Raw genomic sequence first — 14,659 nt, 5'->3', positions numbered from 1 at the left:
AAAACCTTTAAACCCGATCAAAAACTAATTTTTTAACGCATAAAGGAAATATTAGTTTGTATATCTGGTTATCATATACGATTATACAACAAAAATCTGCTTTTTTCTACAATAATAATATTATTGTAACCTGTTAAGTTAATACTGATATACCTTAATTTTCTTAAAAAGTAACTTAGATTAAAACCATCGTTGGTTGAAAGTACAAGCTCCGGAAGGTACTTTTTGTGAAAATTTACGCGGTAACCCCGTCAAGCTTTTTTTCGGCTTCGGGATACTTGGACCTCCTGGTATAATGGGTGTGCAGCAATTCATGAGATTTCTCGCTTAGAGGTTTGCCCAGGAATTCCCTGTATAGCTGCTGTACAGCCGGGTTCTCGTGGGATTTCCTCAGCGGCATACTGCGATCTACCTCATATATGGCGCTACCGCGCACCTCACGGTAGTCCAGCTCCCAACGCTCACCGGCGCTCAGAATGGGCTGGCCACCGCCGCCCACGCAGCCGCCCGGGCAGCCCATGATCTCGACAAAGTGGTAGCTGGCTTCCCCGCTCTTTATCCTGTCCAAAAGTTTCCTCGCATTGCCCAGACCGTGAGCAACCGCCACGTTAACCTTCACGCCGTCAATGTCTATGGTGGCCTCTTTTATGCCTTCGACACCGCGCACCTCAGTGAATTCTACATCTTTGAGCTCCCTGCCGGTCATAACCTCGTATACGGTCCTGAGAGCAGCCTCCATCACGCCACCCGTTGCACCGAATATAGCGCCGGCACCGGTGGAAATTCCGAGCGGATCATCGAAATCCTCATCGGGCATTGCAGCGAGGTTAATCCCCGCTTCCTTCAGCATCCTGGACAATTCCCTGGTGGTCAATACCACGTCCACATCCTGGTAACCGCTGGACCTCATTTCAGGCCGCTGGCACTCGTACTTCTTGGCGGTGCAGGGCATGATGGATACTACGAAAATTTTAGACGGGTCGATGCCGACCTTCTGGGCGTAGTATGTCTTGGCCACAGCACCGAACATCTGTTGCGGTGATTTGCACGTGGAGAGGTTCTCCAGGAATTCCGGATAATAGTGTTCGCAAAACTTTATCCAGCCAGGGCTGCAGGAGGTGATCAACGGCAGTTTACCGCCGTGCTGCAGCCTCTCAATGAATTCGTGACCTTCTTCCATTATGGTAAGGTCCGCTGAAAAATCGGTATCGAAAACCCTGTCAAACCCCATTCTCCTCAAGGCTGCAGGTATTTTCTTTGTCACAATGGCGCCTCTCCCCAGGCCGAACTCTTCGCCGAGGGATACCCTCACAGCCGGAGCAATTTGAACGATGACGTGTTTTTCGGGGTCTGCCAGAGCCTTCCACACCCTGTCGGTATCGTCCTTCTCCTTCAGGGCACCTACCGGGCAGGCCAGTATGCACTGTCCGCAATTGACGCAGGCCACATCGGCTAAACTCATGTCAAAGACTGGAGCTACCATCGTCTCAAACCCCCGGTGGTTGGGCGAGATAACGCCGACACCTTGCACCTTGTGGCAGGTGCTCACACAGCGGCGGCAGAGTACGCATTTTGAAGTGTCCCTGACTATCGATGGCGAAAAATCGTCGTATATGGACCGGTGTTTTTCGCCTTCAAAGTGGATCGACTTTATGCCCAGTTCCTCGGCCAGCTTCTGGAGCTCACAGTTCAGGTTCCTGATACAGGTAGGGCATTCCAAGTTATGATCGGACAGTAAAAGTTCTAGCGTAATTTTTCTGGACTCCCTCACGGCCGGGGTGTTGGTGAATACCTCCATACCTTCCGATACGGGATACACACAAGAAGCCTGGAGGGCTCTCGCGCCCTTCACTTCTACCACACACATCCTGCACGCCCCGATCTCGTTTATCTCCTTCAGAAAACACAGGGTGGGAATTTTTTTGCCAATCTTGCGGGCGGCCTCAAGTATGGTGGTGCCTTTCGGAACCTGAACTTTTTCGCCGTCTATCGTCAAAGTCACCATCTCCATATTTATCCTCCCCCTCTACCCTTTATTTCTTCTCTATAGCACCAAACCGACACCTTTCAAAACAGCTGTTGCACTTAATGCATTTTTCCCTGTTGATTGCATGCGGCTGTTTTCGCTCACCGGTAATTGCTCCGGCCGGGCATACCTTTACGCACAATCCGCAGCCCTTGCACTTATCCACGGTGATTTCGTAGGTTATCAAAGCTTTGCATGCTCCCGCAGGACATTTCTTTTCCCTGATATGAGCTTCGTATTCATCCCTGAAATAACGGAGCGTGGAAAGCACCGGGTTCGGTGCCGTCTGCCCCAGACCGCACAGGGCCGAAGCTTTAATATTTTTCGCCAAGGTCTCCAACAGCTCGATATCTCCCTCCCGGCCTTCGCCGTTCGTTATCCTCTCGAGGATTTCCAGCATCCTCTTTGTACCTATACGGCAGGGCGGGCACTTGCCGCAGGATTCGTCCTGGGTAAATGTAAGGAAGAATTTAGCTATATCGACCATGCAGGTATCTTCGTCCATGACTATCATACCACCGGAGCCCATCATGGAACCGGCCTGGGTCAGCGTATCGTATTCTATGGGCATATCCAGCAGCGACGCCGGTATGCACCCGCCCGAAGGGCCGCCGGTCTGTACCGCCTTGAATTTTTTGCCGTTAGGAATCCCCCCGCCGATATCGTATATTACCTCTCTGAGCGTGGTTCCCATCGGGATTTCCACAAGACCGGTATTGTTTATTTTACCGCCGACGGCGAACACTTTTGTCCCCTTGCTCCTCTCGGTCCCTATGCTGGCAAACCAGTCGGCTCCGTTGAGGATAATCGGCGGGATATTGGCGAAGGTCTCCACGTTGTTGATCAGGGTCGGTTTGCCCCACAATCCCTCAATTGCCGGGAATGGCGGTCTGGGCCTCGGTTCACCTCTACGTCCTTCTATAGATGCCAGTAATGCAGTCTCCTCACCGCATACGAAAGCTCCCGATCTGAGGCGCAGGAAAATGTCGAACTCGAAGCCGGTACCCAGGATATTTTTCCCCAGAAGGCCCCTTTCCCTGGCCTGCTCTATTGCTATCTCTAGCCTTTTTACCGCCAGCGGGTATTCGGCTCTAACGTAAATATAGCCTTCCTTTGCTCCTATAGCATAACCGGCAATGGCCATCGCTTCTAGCACCGTATGAGGATCTCCCTCGAGAATGCTCCTGTCCATGAAAGCGCCTGGATCCCCTTCGTCGCCGTTGCAGACGACATACTTGACGTCACCGGGCGCATCCTTGGCAAACTGCCATTTCTTGCCGGTGGGGAAGCCTCCGCCTCCCCGGCCCCTCAGCCCCGACCTGGTTACCTCGTCGATCACCTGCTGGGGGGTCATTTCGGAGAGAACCTTTGCCAGCGCCCTGTAACCGTCATTGGCGATGTATTCCTCGATATTTTCAGGGTTGATAAGACCGCAATTTCTGAGAGCAACTCTTTTCTGCCTCTTGTAGAATTTGATGTCGGTAAGGGCCCTCATCCTTTCTTCAACATCACGTTCCTTGTAAAGCAGTCTTTCCACGATGCGACCCTTCACCAGGTGTTCTTCCACGATTTCCGGCACATCTTCGGCTTTGACACGGCAGTAATAGGTTCCCTCGGGGTATATGATTATGTTGGGCCCCAGTTCGCATAGCCCGAGGCAGCCGGTCAGCAGGACCTTTACCTCTCCGGAAAGGCCGTGTTTTTCTATTTCTTTTTCAAAAGCATCCATAACTGATTCGCTGCCTGAGGCTGTACATCCCGTTCCCCTGCACACTAGAACATGAGCCCTGTAGATCTCCATGTCTACACCTCCAAACTGCTAAATGTTAGATTATATATTCGGTATTACCCATTCGTCGATAACCTGGTTGTTTACAATATGCCTTGCCACAATCTGCCTGGCCTTGTCGGCATCCACGTTAACGTAAGTGACCTTAGGCTGGTTGGGCTTTATGACATCCACCAGCGGCTCGAACCTGCACATGCCTATACAGCCGGTCTCTGTAACTATTACGTCAGAAATATTGCGCTTCTTCAATTCATCAAGAATCGCCAGCAACACCTGACGGGCTCCCGCTGATATACCGCAGGTGCCCATACCTACCACGATTCGCGTCTTGTTTTCATTTTCTTTCCTTAAATTTATCAATTCGCGCGCCTGCTCGCGGATTTTTTCAAGTTCTTCTATAGACTTAATTACCCCCATCCTTCGGCACCTCCATTAATTTCCTTTAAATTGTCGCTTATGAATTTTCTTATCCAGTCAACTACCAGGGGGTTATTTACCGGCACGTCTTGAAGTCTTTTTCTTATTTCCCTTAAATGGAACCGGAACAACCTACCGTCTATCACGTGCCTGTAAATAAAATCAACATCCGGATGAAGCGCCACCAGTGACGCCACAGTGCCGGCCATATTTCCAAGAGGCTGCAGGTCTATATGGCTTTTTTTAAACCACGCCTTTACCACAGTCCCCTCACCGGGGCGTGAATGTACTGTCACGTCACCTCCGGCGGTTTTCGCGGCTTGAGCCAGCAGCGGAAGGCCGAGACCCACCTTTCTGGTAGTTCTGCTTGTGAAAAACGGGTCTAACGCTTTTTTTGCGGTTTCTTCATCCATTCCCATGCCGTTATCGCGTATCTCGATTGCTAAAAGATCCTTTTTCGAGTCTTCCACTATCTTGATCTCAACCACCGTTGCACCGGCATTTAAGGAATTTTCTACTATGTCCATTACATGCAGGGATAGTTCCTTCATGGCCGTTACTCGTAGTTTTTCAGTATCTCCGGTACTCTGTCCGGCGTTAGCCTTCCGTAAACGTCGTCATTGATCATCACTACCGGAGCAAGACCGCATGCGCCCACGCACCGGCAGGCTTCCAGAGAAAATTTCAAATCTTCGGTCGTTTCCCCGACTTTTATCTTCAGCTCCTGCTCAATCCTGTTAAGAACCTTATCAGCCCCCTTTACGTAACACGCGGTACCCAAACATACCCTTATCTGGTATTTGCCCCGGGGTTTCAGGTTGAAGAACGAGTAAAAGGTAATGGTGCTGTAAACTTCGCTCAACGTGACATCGAGAGCCTCGGCTACCCTTATCTGCACTTCGAGGGGGAGGTATCCTACAATCCTCTGAGCTTCCTGCAGGACCTGTAACAGCACTCCCTTCTGACCTTTATATTTTTTCAACATTTCATCGACCTTCTGGAGTTTTTCTTGAAACTCTAGGTCTTTTTTTACAGCGAATTGCATATTGACCAACCCTCCCGTGATACAATGAATTTGTTAAAAATTTCACAAGTTTTGTATATTAAAAAAGCTACTCCTTTGCGACAACCCTCCTACCATCTATGCCCATAAAGGCTCTTTTTATTTCCTTAAAAGTTGGCTTCTCCAAAAGGAAATACGTCTTTTGGAAAATCATATCCTTCAGACAGTGAGCATCGGAAGAAAAGATCACCGGGTATCTACTAAATACACCGGGGAATTCACTCTCTCTTCTTTAAGGGCAATGTTCCTTGAAAATTCCACAGCATCGGGTTTAAGGTATTCGGGTATAAACCCCAACTGGCCAAAAATGCTGAAAGCTCTTCTATCCACATGGGCGGGTATGAAAATTCCTCCGAGCTCTATTACCTTTTTTGAGATTTCATCTACCGAGAGGGTAACTGACGCTAAGAGTAGCTTTTCTACTTCATCTGTTACGTTTCCCCGGAAATCGACCACATGCTGGTGGCAAATATTCCGGCCGTTTTTTCATTTGGAAGATAGCGCACCTATAATCTTAGTGCCCAAAAGTTTTGCCATGTTGAGGATGTTGGGAGGAACCATCTCCGGATCGGCGCACGGCGAAAGGCATGTATGCACGTGAAGGTCTGCGGGAAATTCCTTCAGCATTTTTTCCTGCTCCTGGACAGTAAATTATATAACATGCCACATATTTCGTATACCGGTTTCTCCGAAGAAAATACGGGTATATTTTCCTCTTCAGCTTTCTTTATGGTATTTTCCTCTATCTCAGCGCCCTCTGCCACGATAATCCCGGAAAGTCCCAGGAGTGAAGCCACTGCAACTATATTAGGATGACTCTGTATGGTAATCCATACCTGATTTTCCGTGGCATGGCCCATGACCCAGCTCAAGAGATCCGAGGCATAACCGCCTACAACGGGCCTATCTAGAGTTGTCCCTCTAGTTACAAGTTTTAGCGATAATTCCTTCTGCAGATCACTCAAGGTCACGCTTCCTCACCCCTCTCACTCTTCCATTGTAGGAGGTAATTTCTGCATCAGATCCAGGACTTCCTCCACCAGCTGCCTGACCTTTTCTCTGAGCTTGAATATACAGTCGGTTTCTTTGGCCCGTCCCTGCACTATGTCTTTTGCTAGAGATCTGCAGTTAGGACACCCGCAGCTGCCGCAATCGAGCCCGGGTAATTCTTTCAGCGTTTTTTCGAGAATCTCCATCTTCTGGATGGCTTTGGCTATGTCTTCGTCGAGTTTAAGAGACGGTGTAGGCTTATCTCTTCTTCGAAATCGTAATATCCCTTTACAAAATATTTTACCACAGATGTCTCATCGATTCTGGTATTAGTTCCAAGTTTTTCAACGAGCTTCCTTAATTTAACCTTTGCTACAAAGCGGTTTTCGACGGTCAGCGCTCCGCCTATGCAGCCACCGCTGCACGCTTGTAGTTCTAAATAATCTATATCAGAAAGTTTGTTCAATTCTATTTCTTCCAGGACGTCGATGCAATTGTGTATTCCATCAACCGCTAGAAGATTACCGATCCCGAGGGCTGTATTCTCACCCCTCTATATATGAAGGGGTTATGTTGAAAAACATTTTCCCCCTGTAGGCGTGAATCACTATATTCATTTCGGCTTTTAATCCGGCCTCGTACAAGAGACCGCAGCTTTCGTAAATGGGATATTCGGAGCGAAGGAGCCGAAGGCTATTTTCCCTCGCCAGCTCGATTACGTCCCGGGTCGGGCACTTGCCCCTTACAAAAATTATAGCGGCAAATTCGGACATACTGGCTGTCTGTATTATCTGCTTATGAGTGAGACCGGTGAGGAGAACCGCGTTCTTCTTGGTATCCGCCAAAATATCACTTATCAGGTCAGCACCGCAGGCGTTAGTCACCTCCGCCTCAAGGTCCCCGTCATCTCCCATTAGCACTTCGGCCCGGAGAATTTCCTTTATCTTTTTCAGCTTCATCTGGTTTCCCCCAGATGATACGTCAGATACTCAAGCTGGGACGCCAGGTCTACACGCCTGAGCACCACATCCTCAGGCACCGTTACATTTACCGGTGCGAAATTTATAATGCCCTTTATGCCGGCTTTGACCATCAAATCGATCACTTCCTGGGCTGCAGCAGCCGGCACCGCCACTATCCCGAGCTCGATGTTGTATTCCTTTACCTTTTCACTGAGTTCCTCCATTGACCGCACTTCCAGGCCGGCAATCTTTTTGCCGATTTTCTCCGGATCCGCATCGAAAATACAGGTTATATCAAAACCTCTCTCCGCAAACCCCTTATAAAGTGAAAGAGCGGTTCCGAGATGCCCGGCACCTACTATTGCAACGGACCAGCGTCTATCGAGGCCCAGTATCTTCATTATATAATTGTATAATTCTCTAGGGTTGTATCCTACACCTCTGGTACCGAACTCCCCGAAATAAGCCAGATCCTTTCTTACCTGAGCGGGAGTAACACCTGTAGCCTTCGCTATCTGCTGGGAAGAGACCGTTGTGACTCCTTTTTCGTCAGCTTCTTTCAGAAATCTCGAATAAGATGTAAGCCTTCCGATAGTGGCCTCAGGTATTTTGAACTTCTTGAACAAATTTAACCACTCCCTATACATTGATTCTAGCACGATGAATAGATTTTTTTCAATATTTTTTAGTGAAAAGAATCACATGTTTATTGATTTTTTTTGCAATTTTTTTAATAACTTTTCGCCTACTGCTGTTTTAATACAAAATCCTCGTTGATTATCTGGAAATTATATTTTTCCACCCCGGAGGTAATGTATACTTCCCTGTCGGCCGTTACAAAAATCGCCTCAATACCAGGAAGGTTTTCCACCAGCCTCATTCCATCCTTCAAACCCAGTGAAAAAGCTGCGGTGGAAAGGGCATCAGCGTCAATCGAGCTATCGGAAATTATAGTTACACTCACTAGCCCATTTTCAACGGGATAACCCGTAGATGTATCGAGAATGTGATGGTACCTTTTCCCTTCTTCCTCAAAAAACCTTTCGTATACACCGGAGGTAACCAGGGTCTTGTCCCAAACTTCCACAGTCGCAAATATATCACCCCTTGTCTCGGCAAAAGGATCCTGGACACCTATCTTCCACGGCTCACCGTTCGGCTTTTTGCCGAGCACGTATACGTTACCCCCAAGGTCAGCAACCGCGCTCCTTACCCCTTTTTCCTTTAATATTCGAATAACTTCGTCGGCAGCGTAACCCTTGGCTATGGCTCCCAGGTCTATTCTCATCCCGGGCCTTTTCAACATCACGCCATGATTTTCCTCATCCAGTAAAACGTCCCTGTAGTTGATAAGCGAAAGAGCACTTTTAATCTCTTGTTCTTCGGGGACCCGGGCATTTTCCGTACCTATACCCCACAGTTTTACAAGAGGCCCGACGGTTATATCGAACCTTCCTCCGGAAAGCTCTGAAAAGTAAAGTCCTCTTTTTATAACGTAAAAGGTGTCAGGACTAACTTTGAAATATTCCCTGCCAGCCGCCTTATTTATACCGGTAACCTCGCTGTCTTCAGCGCTGGCATTCATTTTCTTCTCGATTTCGCTTATCCTGTCGAAAGCCGCGTCGATGGCTTCCGATGCGCCGCTTCCGTAAGCTGATATCTTTATCATCGTATCCAGCATAAAATTTGTTTTCACAACGGGCTTGTCCTGACTCCTGCTACAAGCTGCAAGGAGGATAATAGCAGCAAAAAGAAAAACTGTTATTTTAAGTTTTTTCATCTGACCTGCGGCAAATTTGCCGCCCCCACCTCCCTTTCGAATTTCTTACATTCATTATATCAATAAATCGACGCCCTATAAATATTTTTTTAAACAAAATAATGACTTCTAATAAATTGCTATTGCAGCAGCTGACTGTACATTGTGATTTTGTCAATTGTTATCCTCATAGCTTTGGCCTGTCTGATGAGAAAATTGTAACGGGCAAGGGCGGCTTCCATCCTCGAAAGGGCGGCATCTACCTCCTCGGGGTCGTTTTGCACCCACTGAAAAGCTTTTTCAGCCAGCTGCATTTCCTGTTTGGCCTTTTCGATTTCCTCGAGGAGAATTCGCTCCAGTTCGGCGGAACCGCCGTTAAATCCTTTTTTCATAAAATGCCCCCTCCTATTTTATGTATATTCAATAGAGGGGGCAAAACTTTAATCTATTTTTTCAATAAACTCCTGACCTTTCCGATTAAATACAGGGAGCCCGCGAAAACTATCACATCACTGGCCCCGGCGATTTCATAGGCCGTATCGATGGCCTCCTCTACCTCTTCTCTGACATAAATTTCGGGCATTTTTTCGAGATTCAAGCTTTTAATCGATCCTTCCAATTCATTCGGCTCCAGTGCTCTGGGGCTGTCGGGCCGGGTGGCGACCACAGCATCCGCTACCGGGATTATCTCTTCCAGCATCTTCAAGTAATCCTTATCTTTTAAAATACCTATTACAAGAATCACTCTTTTTCCCGGGAAATATTTTAAAATCGCGCTTTTAAGCACACCAACCCCTGAAGGATTGTGGGCGCCATCGATAAGCACATCAGGGTTCCGACCCATGATTTCCAGCCTACCGGGCCAGCGGGCTTCTAAAAGGCCTTTTTCTACCGCTTGCCTAGTTATATTTATACCGTAATGCTCAAGAGCTTCTACTGAAGCCACCGCCGTTGCGGCGTTATCTAGCTGGTGGTCTCCCAGCAGTTTTATCTTCAGGTTATCGTAAGTGTTTCTTGACGTCTGAAGGCTGAAAACCTGACCTTCAAGCCCCCAGTCCAAAAGGCGGTATCTCGTTTTTTCTTCTACCTTCACCAGCGGGCAGTTTTGTTCACGGCAGGTGTCCTCTATAACCCGCATCGCTTCCGGTTCCTGTGGGGCGGTGACCACCGGCACCCCCTGTTTGATTATGCCGCATTTTTCACGAGCTATCTCTTCCAGGGTATTCCCCAGGTACTGCTGGTGGTCGTAGCTTATAGAAGTAATTACGCTGACCAGAGGGGTAACCACGTTGGTGGCGTCGTACCTGCCGCCCATGCCCACTTCCAGCACCAAAAAGTCCAGGTTCTGCTCTTTGAAGTACATAAAGCCGAGAGCGGTCACAACCTCAAATTCGGTGGGTACACCCCATCCCCTGGCCTCCATTTCACGAATTGCTTTACGGACCTTTTCGGTGAGCCGGGCAATGTCCTCGTCGGGTATATTCCGGCCGTTCACCCTTATCCTCTCGTTAAACACCTCCAGATACGGCGAAGTATACAAACCCACCCTGTAGCCGGCGGCCCTCAGTATGGAATCTATCATGGCGCAGGTGGACCCCTTGCCGTTGGTGCCCGCCACGTGAATTATTTTGATACCCTCATGGGGATTACCCAGGAGTTGCAGGAGCCTCGTAATTTTTTGAAGCCCCAGCTTTATGCCGAATCTGTTCATACCGTGGATGAACTCCAGAGCTTCACGGTAACTCAGCATAGGGTTAGCTCCCCTTCCCATATCGTTATATAACAAAGATTATCCAAGTTCGGTCAGTGTTTTCAGCCGTTCCTCCACCCGCTTCAGCATCTCGATGTAATCCTTTTCCTTCTGCTTTTCCTTTTCGACGACTTCCCGTGGAGCCTTTGAGAGGAAACCGTGGTTTGCGAGTTTTTTCCTGACGGTGCTAATCTCCTTCTCGAGAGACGCCCTTTCTTTCTGAAGCCTTGCGATTTCCGAATCCAGGTCCACGAGGCCTTCCATTGGGATAAAGATTTCCGCTCCCCTTATGACGCAGCTCATAGCTTTCCCGGGCGCGGGGTCTTCCTCGGAAATGAAATCCGTTTCCGAAACCCTGGCAAGGGTGTGGATAATGTCGATGTTTTGCTTTAAAAGTTTCAGCGTCTCTGAATCCCCCGCTCTTACCACGGCCTTGGCTTTCTTAGCCGGCGGTACGTTCATCTCAGCCCTGATGTTTCTAATACCCCTTACGGCCTCCATGAGGATCTCCATGTCGCCTGCATCTTCAAACTTCCATTCGGGCCTGAATTCGGGCCAGGCCGACACCATTATACTTTCGCCTTCGTGGGGCAGGTGCTGCCATATCTCTTCGGTGATAAACGGCACGAAGGGGTGCAGCAGCCTCAAAACCCTCTCCAGCACGGTATAAAGGACTCGCTGGGTCCTCTTTTTCGCGTTTTCGTCGTCCCCGTAAAGGTCTATCTTGGCCATTTCGATATACCAGTCGCAGAATTCGCTCCAGAAAAAGTCGTAGACCTTCTGGGCCGCTATGCCCACTTCAAATTTGTCCAGGAACTCCGTAACTTCTGAAGTCACATCGTTTAGCCTGGACAGGATCCACCGGTCTTTAAGCGATAGATTTTCCAATTCCGGTTCTCCGGGCTCGAAGCCCTCCAGGTTCATCATGACGAACCGGGAGGCGTTCCATATCTTGTTCGCAAAGTTGCGGCTGTGCTCTGCCTTTTCCCAGGAGAACCTTATATCGTTTCCAGGAGTGTTGCCGGTGCACAGAGCAAACCTGAGGGTGTCGGCGCCGTACTTTTCTATGACCTCCAGGGGATCTATGCCGTTGCCCAGAGATTTGCTCATCTTGCGGCCTTGGGCGTCCCTGACAAGGCCCGTTATAGCCACGTACTCGAAGGGCTCCTCCTTCATGAACTCCATAGCCATGAATATCATGCGGGCTACCCAGAAGAATATTATGTCGTAGCCGGTAACCAGCGCGGAAGTCGGATAAAAATACCTGAGGTCCTCTGTGTCGTCGGGCCAGCCCAGCGTCGAGAAAGGCCAGAGGGCCGAACTGAACCAGGTATCGAGCACGTCCGGGTCCTGTTCCAGGGAACTTCCGCCGCATTTTGAGCATTTTACGGGCGTTTCCCTCGCCACGATGGTCTCTCCGCAATCCTGGCAGTACCACGCGGGAATCCGGTGGCCCCACCAGAGCTGCCTCGAAATGCACCAGTCGTGAATGTTTTCCAGCCAGTTTATATATATTTTGGTGAACCTGTCGGGGACGAACTTCACCCTGCCCTGCTTTACCACTTCAATGGCAGGCTCGGCCAGAGGCTTCATCCTGACAAACCACTGCTTGGAGACCATCGGTTCCACCACGGTGTGGCAGCGGTAGCACTGGCCCACGCTGTGGGTCAGGTCTTCGATCTTTTCCAGTAAACCCTTTTCTTCCAGTTCTTTAATTATGGCTTTCCGGCACTCGTACCTGTCGAGGCCTTCAAACTTTCCGGCGTTTTCGTTCATGCGCCCTTCTTCGTCCATGACCTTGATTATCGGGAGTTCGTGGCGCAGACCCATCTCGAAATCGTTGGGATCATGGGCGGGAGTTACCTTCACCGCGCCTGTCCCGAATTCCATATCCACGTAGTCGTCGGCGATGATCGGGATTTCCCTGTTCACCAGCGGCAGAACGACGGTCTTGCCGATGTATGCTTTGTACCTTTCATCCGCCGGGTGCACGGCCACGGCCGTATCGCCCAGTATGGTCTCGGGGCGGGTGGTCGCCACGGTTATGTGGCCCGAGCCGTCGCTGAAGGGATACCTCACATGGTAGATCTTATCATTTCTCTCCTCGTGCTCTACCTCTATGTCCGAAAGGGTCGTCTTACACGTCGGACACCAGTTCACGATGTAGTCGCCGCGGTATATGAGGCCCTTTTCGTATAGCCTTACGAACACTTCGCGCACTGCGCGGCTGAGCCCCTCGTCCAGGGTGAACCTGAACCTGGACCAGTCGCAGGAAGCGCCTAGTTTTTTCAGTTGGTTCACTATGGTGTCGCCGTACTTTTCCTTCCAGGCCCACACCCTTTCCAGGAACTTTTCCCTGCCGAGATCGTACTTGGACAGCCCCTCTTCTGCCAGCTGCTCCTTCACCTTGGCTTCTGTGGCGATTCCCGCGTGATCGGTGCCGGGTAACCACAGCGTCGGGTAGCCCTGCATCCTCTTATACCTTATCAGGATGTCCTGGATGGTGTTGTTGAGGGCGTGCCCGATGTGGAGGTGACCGGTTACATTTGGCGGCGGAATAACTATGGTGAAGGGTTCCTTCTCCGGATCAATTTCCGCGCGGAATAAATTCTGTTCTTCCCAGAATCTGTACCATTTATCCTCCACATTTTTTGGGTCGTAAACGGAAGGGATATTGGTGAAATCCATTCTTCCTCCTCCTTTAAAAAATGTAAAAACTTAAAAGGCCTTTCGCCCTGATTTAAGGACGAAAGGCCTTTTTCGCGGTACCACCTTAGTTCCCGGACTTTCAAATCCGGGCTCTCGAAAATATAACGGAAAAACCGGCCCCGGCTACTTTTTCACCGGGACGGCTCAGGGGCGACCTTCGAAAGCTACCCTTAAGAAGGCTTTCACCCGGCGGCCTTCCTCTCTTTTATAAGGGTTGGCTTTCTACTCCTCCCCGTCAACGCCTTTGCACTCTCTATTTTTATGTATATTTTACCTTCAGGCTATTGCTTTGTCAAGAGCGCCAAAAGAAGAACTTGTCCGTGCAAACGCTGAGCCAATTCATAGAGTCGGGCACCTACATGCTGGACTCCGTTCTTGAGGCTTCCATATATGCTGAGCTACCGCTGCCTATTGTTCAAAAAGCCTCTAAATCATTCATTATTTCTTCCATAGTATTAACCACATCTTCAGCCAAATCTACGGCTATAGTAGCTATTTCCCTGTTGTACACTCGTGCAGGAATACTGTCCGGCAGGCCGTTAGGATACCTTGTTGGAATGTAATAACCGTCTAGTATAGACCATTTTTCGCACTTTTCTCCTATTTTTTCATTATACTGGGCGGCTCTTCGGGCTAATACGTTCACCGAATGGCCCAGGACTATAGTTTCCCCCATAGCATATAAAAGAGCTTTAATGGCTTTTTCAGCCACCTGCTGGGCTAAAAAGCACGCGATATGATAGCCACCTTGTTCGGCCAGGACTCTGGCCCACTTTAAGTCTTCTTTTGCCTGTTCCAGCCATCTCTTACCCTCTTCCATTCCCGACCTTCTCATACAGCACCCTCCCCTCGGCAGCGGCTTTTTTGAAAAAAGGCTTTTTCTTAACAGTTTGCCATTCTTCAGGCGTATAAACCAGTATATCCGCAGCTACTCTAGGAGCGACTTTTCTATAGATAAAACCTATCCGCTCGATAAATGGTAGATCGCTCTTTAAAACCACTATGATGTCGAGGTCGGTTAAAAGGTCTTTGCGCCCCGCAGCATAAGAACCAAAGAGCAGTATTTTTTCCGCACCGAGCTTTTTAAGCTCTGCTGTAATCCTTTCTAGTTCACTTTCTAACAAAGCTTTGTATTCTTTTTCCGCCCTTTTTATGTCCATGCACATCATTCCCGAAAGAAATAATTGTGGGGCT

The 14,659-nt window shown here is 49.1% G+C and carries 18 protein-coding genes and 1 other annotated feature; all 18 genes read right to left on the bottom strand.

Annotated features, from left to right (window positions below; translation table 11 throughout):
- Window positions 1–235: 235 nt before the first annotated feature.
- The 18 genes from TOCE_RS03500 to TOCE_RS03425 all read right to left on the bottom strand — a co-directional run bounded on the left by TOCE_RS03500 (window position 236) and on the right by TOCE_RS03425 (window position 14,625).
- Complete coding sequence (locus TOCE_RS03500) at window positions 236–2,011, bottom strand: NADH-dependent [FeFe] hydrogenase, group A6 (protein WP_013275513.1); 1,776 nt, start codon at window positions 2,009–2,011, stop codon at window positions 236–238.
- Between the two features lie 22 nt (window positions 2,012–2,033).
- Window positions 2,034–3,827, bottom strand: a complete 1,794-nt coding sequence (gene nuoF, locus TOCE_RS03495) for an NADH-quinone oxidoreductase subunit NuoF (RefSeq protein WP_013275512.1) — start codon at window positions 3,825–3,827, stop codon at window positions 2,034–2,036.
- 30 nt (window positions 3,828–3,857) lie between these two features.
- The gene (locus TOCE_RS03490; RefSeq protein WP_041424055.1) at window positions 3,858–4,223 is read right to left on the bottom strand and encodes a (2Fe-2S) ferredoxin domain-containing protein; all 366 of its coding nucleotides are present in this window, start codon (window positions 4,221–4,223) and stop codon (window positions 3,858–3,860) included.
- Window positions 4,223–4,783: an ATP-binding protein gene (locus TOCE_RS03485; RefSeq protein ID WP_013275510.1), complete on the bottom strand. Its 561-nt coding sequence runs from the start codon at window positions 4,781–4,783 to the stop codon at window positions 4,223–4,225. The genes TOCE_RS03490 and TOCE_RS03485 overlap by 1 nt, the downstream gene beginning before the upstream one ends.
- Window positions 4,784–4,788: 5 nt before the next feature.
- Window positions 4,789–5,277, bottom strand: coding sequence for an NADH-quinone oxidoreductase subunit NuoE (nuoE, locus tag TOCE_RS03480; protein ID WP_013275509.1), 489 nt, complete (start codon window positions 5,275–5,277; stop codon window positions 4,789–4,791).
- Window positions 5,278–5,481: 204 nt separating this feature from the next.
- Window positions 5,482–5,751, bottom strand: a complete 270-nt coding sequence (locus TOCE_RS12580; RefSeq protein WP_049817895.1) for a PHP domain-containing protein — start codon at window positions 5,749–5,751, stop codon at window positions 5,482–5,484.
- A gap of 30 nt (window positions 5,752–5,781) precedes the next feature.
- Window positions 5,782–5,922, bottom strand: a complete 141-nt coding sequence (locus TOCE_RS12575; RefSeq protein ID WP_245523142.1) for a PHP domain-containing protein — start codon at window positions 5,920–5,922, stop codon at window positions 5,782–5,784.
- Entirely contained in the window at window positions 5,916–6,266 is a 351-nt protein-coding gene (locus TOCE_RS03470) for a DRTGG domain-containing protein (protein ID WP_041423847.1), read from the bottom strand. The genes TOCE_RS12575 and TOCE_RS03470 overlap by 7 nt, the downstream gene beginning before the upstream one ends.
- Before the next feature lie 15 nt (window positions 6,267–6,281).
- A complete protein-coding gene (locus tag TOCE_RS12570; protein WP_049817894.1) occupies window positions 6,282–6,491 on the bottom strand; it encodes a (Fe-S)-binding protein in 210 nt (69 codons plus the stop codon).
- 17 nt (window positions 6,492–6,508) lie between these two features.
- On the bottom strand, window positions 6,509–6,751 hold the full coding sequence (locus tag TOCE_RS12565) for a hypothetical protein (protein ID WP_049817893.1): 243 nt from the start codon (window positions 6,749–6,751) through the stop codon (window positions 6,509–6,511).
- A gap of 79 nt (window positions 6,752–6,830) precedes the next feature.
- Window positions 6,831–7,244 carry a DRTGG domain-containing protein gene (locus TOCE_RS03460; protein ID WP_013275507.1) on the bottom strand — a complete coding sequence of 138 codons (414 nt, stop codon included), beginning with the start codon at window positions 7,242–7,244 and terminating at the stop codon, window positions 6,831–6,833.
- The gene (locus TOCE_RS03455) at window positions 7,241–7,894 is read right to left on the bottom strand and encodes a redox-sensing transcriptional repressor Rex (RefSeq protein WP_049817892.1); all 654 of its coding nucleotides are present in this window, start codon (window positions 7,892–7,894) and stop codon (window positions 7,241–7,243) included. The genes TOCE_RS03460 and TOCE_RS03455 overlap by 4 nt, the downstream gene beginning before the upstream one ends.
- 98 nt (window positions 7,895–7,992) lie before the next feature.
- Entirely contained in the window at window positions 7,993–9,027 is a 1,035-nt protein-coding gene (locus tag TOCE_RS03450) for an FAD:protein FMN transferase (RefSeq protein ID WP_013275505.1), read from the bottom strand.
- 119 nt (window positions 9,028–9,146) lie between these two features.
- Entirely contained in the window at window positions 9,147–9,398 is a 252-nt protein-coding gene (locus TOCE_RS03445) for a DUF2508 family protein (RefSeq protein WP_013275504.1), read from the bottom strand.
- Between the two features lie 53 nt (window positions 9,399–9,451).
- Window positions 9,452–10,756: a bifunctional folylpolyglutamate synthase/dihydrofolate synthase gene (locus TOCE_RS03440; protein WP_013275503.1), complete on the bottom strand. Its 1,305-nt coding sequence runs from the start codon at window positions 10,754–10,756 to the stop codon at window positions 9,452–9,454.
- 39 nt (window positions 10,757–10,795) lie between these two features.
- Entirely contained in the window at window positions 10,796–13,444 is a 2,649-nt protein-coding gene (locus tag TOCE_RS03435; protein ID WP_013275502.1) for a valine--tRNA ligase, read from the bottom strand.
- Window positions 13,445–13,495: 51 nt separating this feature from the next.
- Window positions 13,496–13,713 (bottom strand) — a binding site (T-box leader).
- A gap of 167 nt (window positions 13,714–13,880) precedes the next feature.
- Complete coding sequence (locus tag TOCE_RS03430) at window positions 13,881–14,300, bottom strand: HEPN domain-containing protein (RefSeq protein WP_013275501.1); 420 nt, start codon at window positions 14,298–14,300, stop codon at window positions 13,881–13,883.
- Window positions 14,272–14,625: a nucleotidyltransferase domain-containing protein gene (locus tag TOCE_RS03425; protein WP_013275500.1), complete on the bottom strand. Its 354-nt coding sequence runs from the start codon at window positions 14,623–14,625 to the stop codon at window positions 14,272–14,274. The genes TOCE_RS03430 and TOCE_RS03425 overlap by 29 nt, the downstream gene beginning before the upstream one ends.
- Between the last annotated feature and the right edge of the window lie 34 nt (window positions 14,626–14,659).

It is taken from the genome of Thermosediminibacter oceani DSM 16646 (genome assembly GCF_000144645.1).
Taxonomy (GTDB): domain Bacteria; phylum Bacillota; class Thermosediminibacteria; order Thermosediminibacterales; family Thermosediminibacteraceae; genus Thermosediminibacter; species Thermosediminibacter oceani.
The sequence above is the reverse complement of the archived record's forward strand: the minus strand, read 5'-3'. Positions and strand labels throughout refer to the sequence as shown.

Excerpts from the sequence above, each read along its gene's own strand:
- TOCE_RS12570 (WP_049817894.1), bottom strand. The coding sequence starts at position 6,491 with ATGGAGATTCTCGAAAAAACGCTGAAAGAATTACCCGGGCTCGATTGC.
- TOCE_RS03500 (WP_013275513.1), bottom strand. The coding sequence starts at position 2,011 with ATGGAGATGGTGACTTTGACGATAGACGGCGAAAAAGTTCAGGTTCCG.
- TOCE_RS12575 (WP_245523142.1), bottom strand. The coding sequence starts at position 5,922 with ATGCTGAAGGAATTTCCCGCAGACCTTCACGTGCATACATGCCTTTCG.
- TOCE_RS03445 (WP_013275504.1), bottom strand. The coding sequence starts at position 9,398 with ATGAAAAAAGGATTTAACGGCGGTTCCGCCGAACTGGAGCGAATTCTC.
- nuoF (WP_013275512.1), bottom strand. The coding sequence starts at position 3,827 with ATGGAGATCTACAGGGCTCATGTTCTAGTGTGCAGGGGAACGGGATGT.
- TOCE_RS03435 (WP_013275502.1), bottom strand. The coding sequence starts at position 13,444 with ATGGATTTCACCAATATCCCTTCCGTTTACGACCCAAAAAATGTGGAG.
- TOCE_RS03450 (WP_013275505.1), bottom strand. The coding sequence starts at position 9,027 with ATGAAAAAACTTAAAATAACAGTTTTTCTTTTTGCTGCTATTATCCTC.
- TOCE_RS03425 (WP_013275500.1), bottom strand. The coding sequence starts at position 14,625 with ATGGACATAAAAAGGGCGGAAAAAGAATACAAAGCTTTGTTAGAAAGT.
- TOCE_RS03485 (WP_013275510.1), bottom strand. The coding sequence starts at position 4,783 with ATGAAGGAACTATCCCTGCATGTAATGGACATAGTAGAAAATTCCTTA.
- TOCE_RS03460 (WP_013275507.1), bottom strand. The coding sequence starts at position 7,244 with ATGAAGCTGAAAAAGATAAAGGAAATTCTCCGGGCCGAAGTGCTAATG.
- TOCE_RS03455 (WP_049817892.1), bottom strand. The coding sequence starts at position 7,894 with ATGTATAGGGAGTGGTTAAATTTGTTCAAGAAGTTCAAAATACCTGAG.
- TOCE_RS03430 (WP_013275501.1), bottom strand. The coding sequence starts at position 14,300 with ATGAGAAGGTCGGGAATGGAAGAGGGTAAGAGATGGCTGGAACAGGCA.
- nuoE (WP_013275509.1), bottom strand. The coding sequence starts at position 5,277 with ATGCAATTCGCTGTAAAAAAAGACCTAGAGTTTCAAGAAAAACTCCAG.
- TOCE_RS03440 (WP_013275503.1), bottom strand. The coding sequence starts at position 10,756 with ATGCTGAGTTACCGTGAAGCTCTGGAGTTCATCCACGGTATGAACAGA.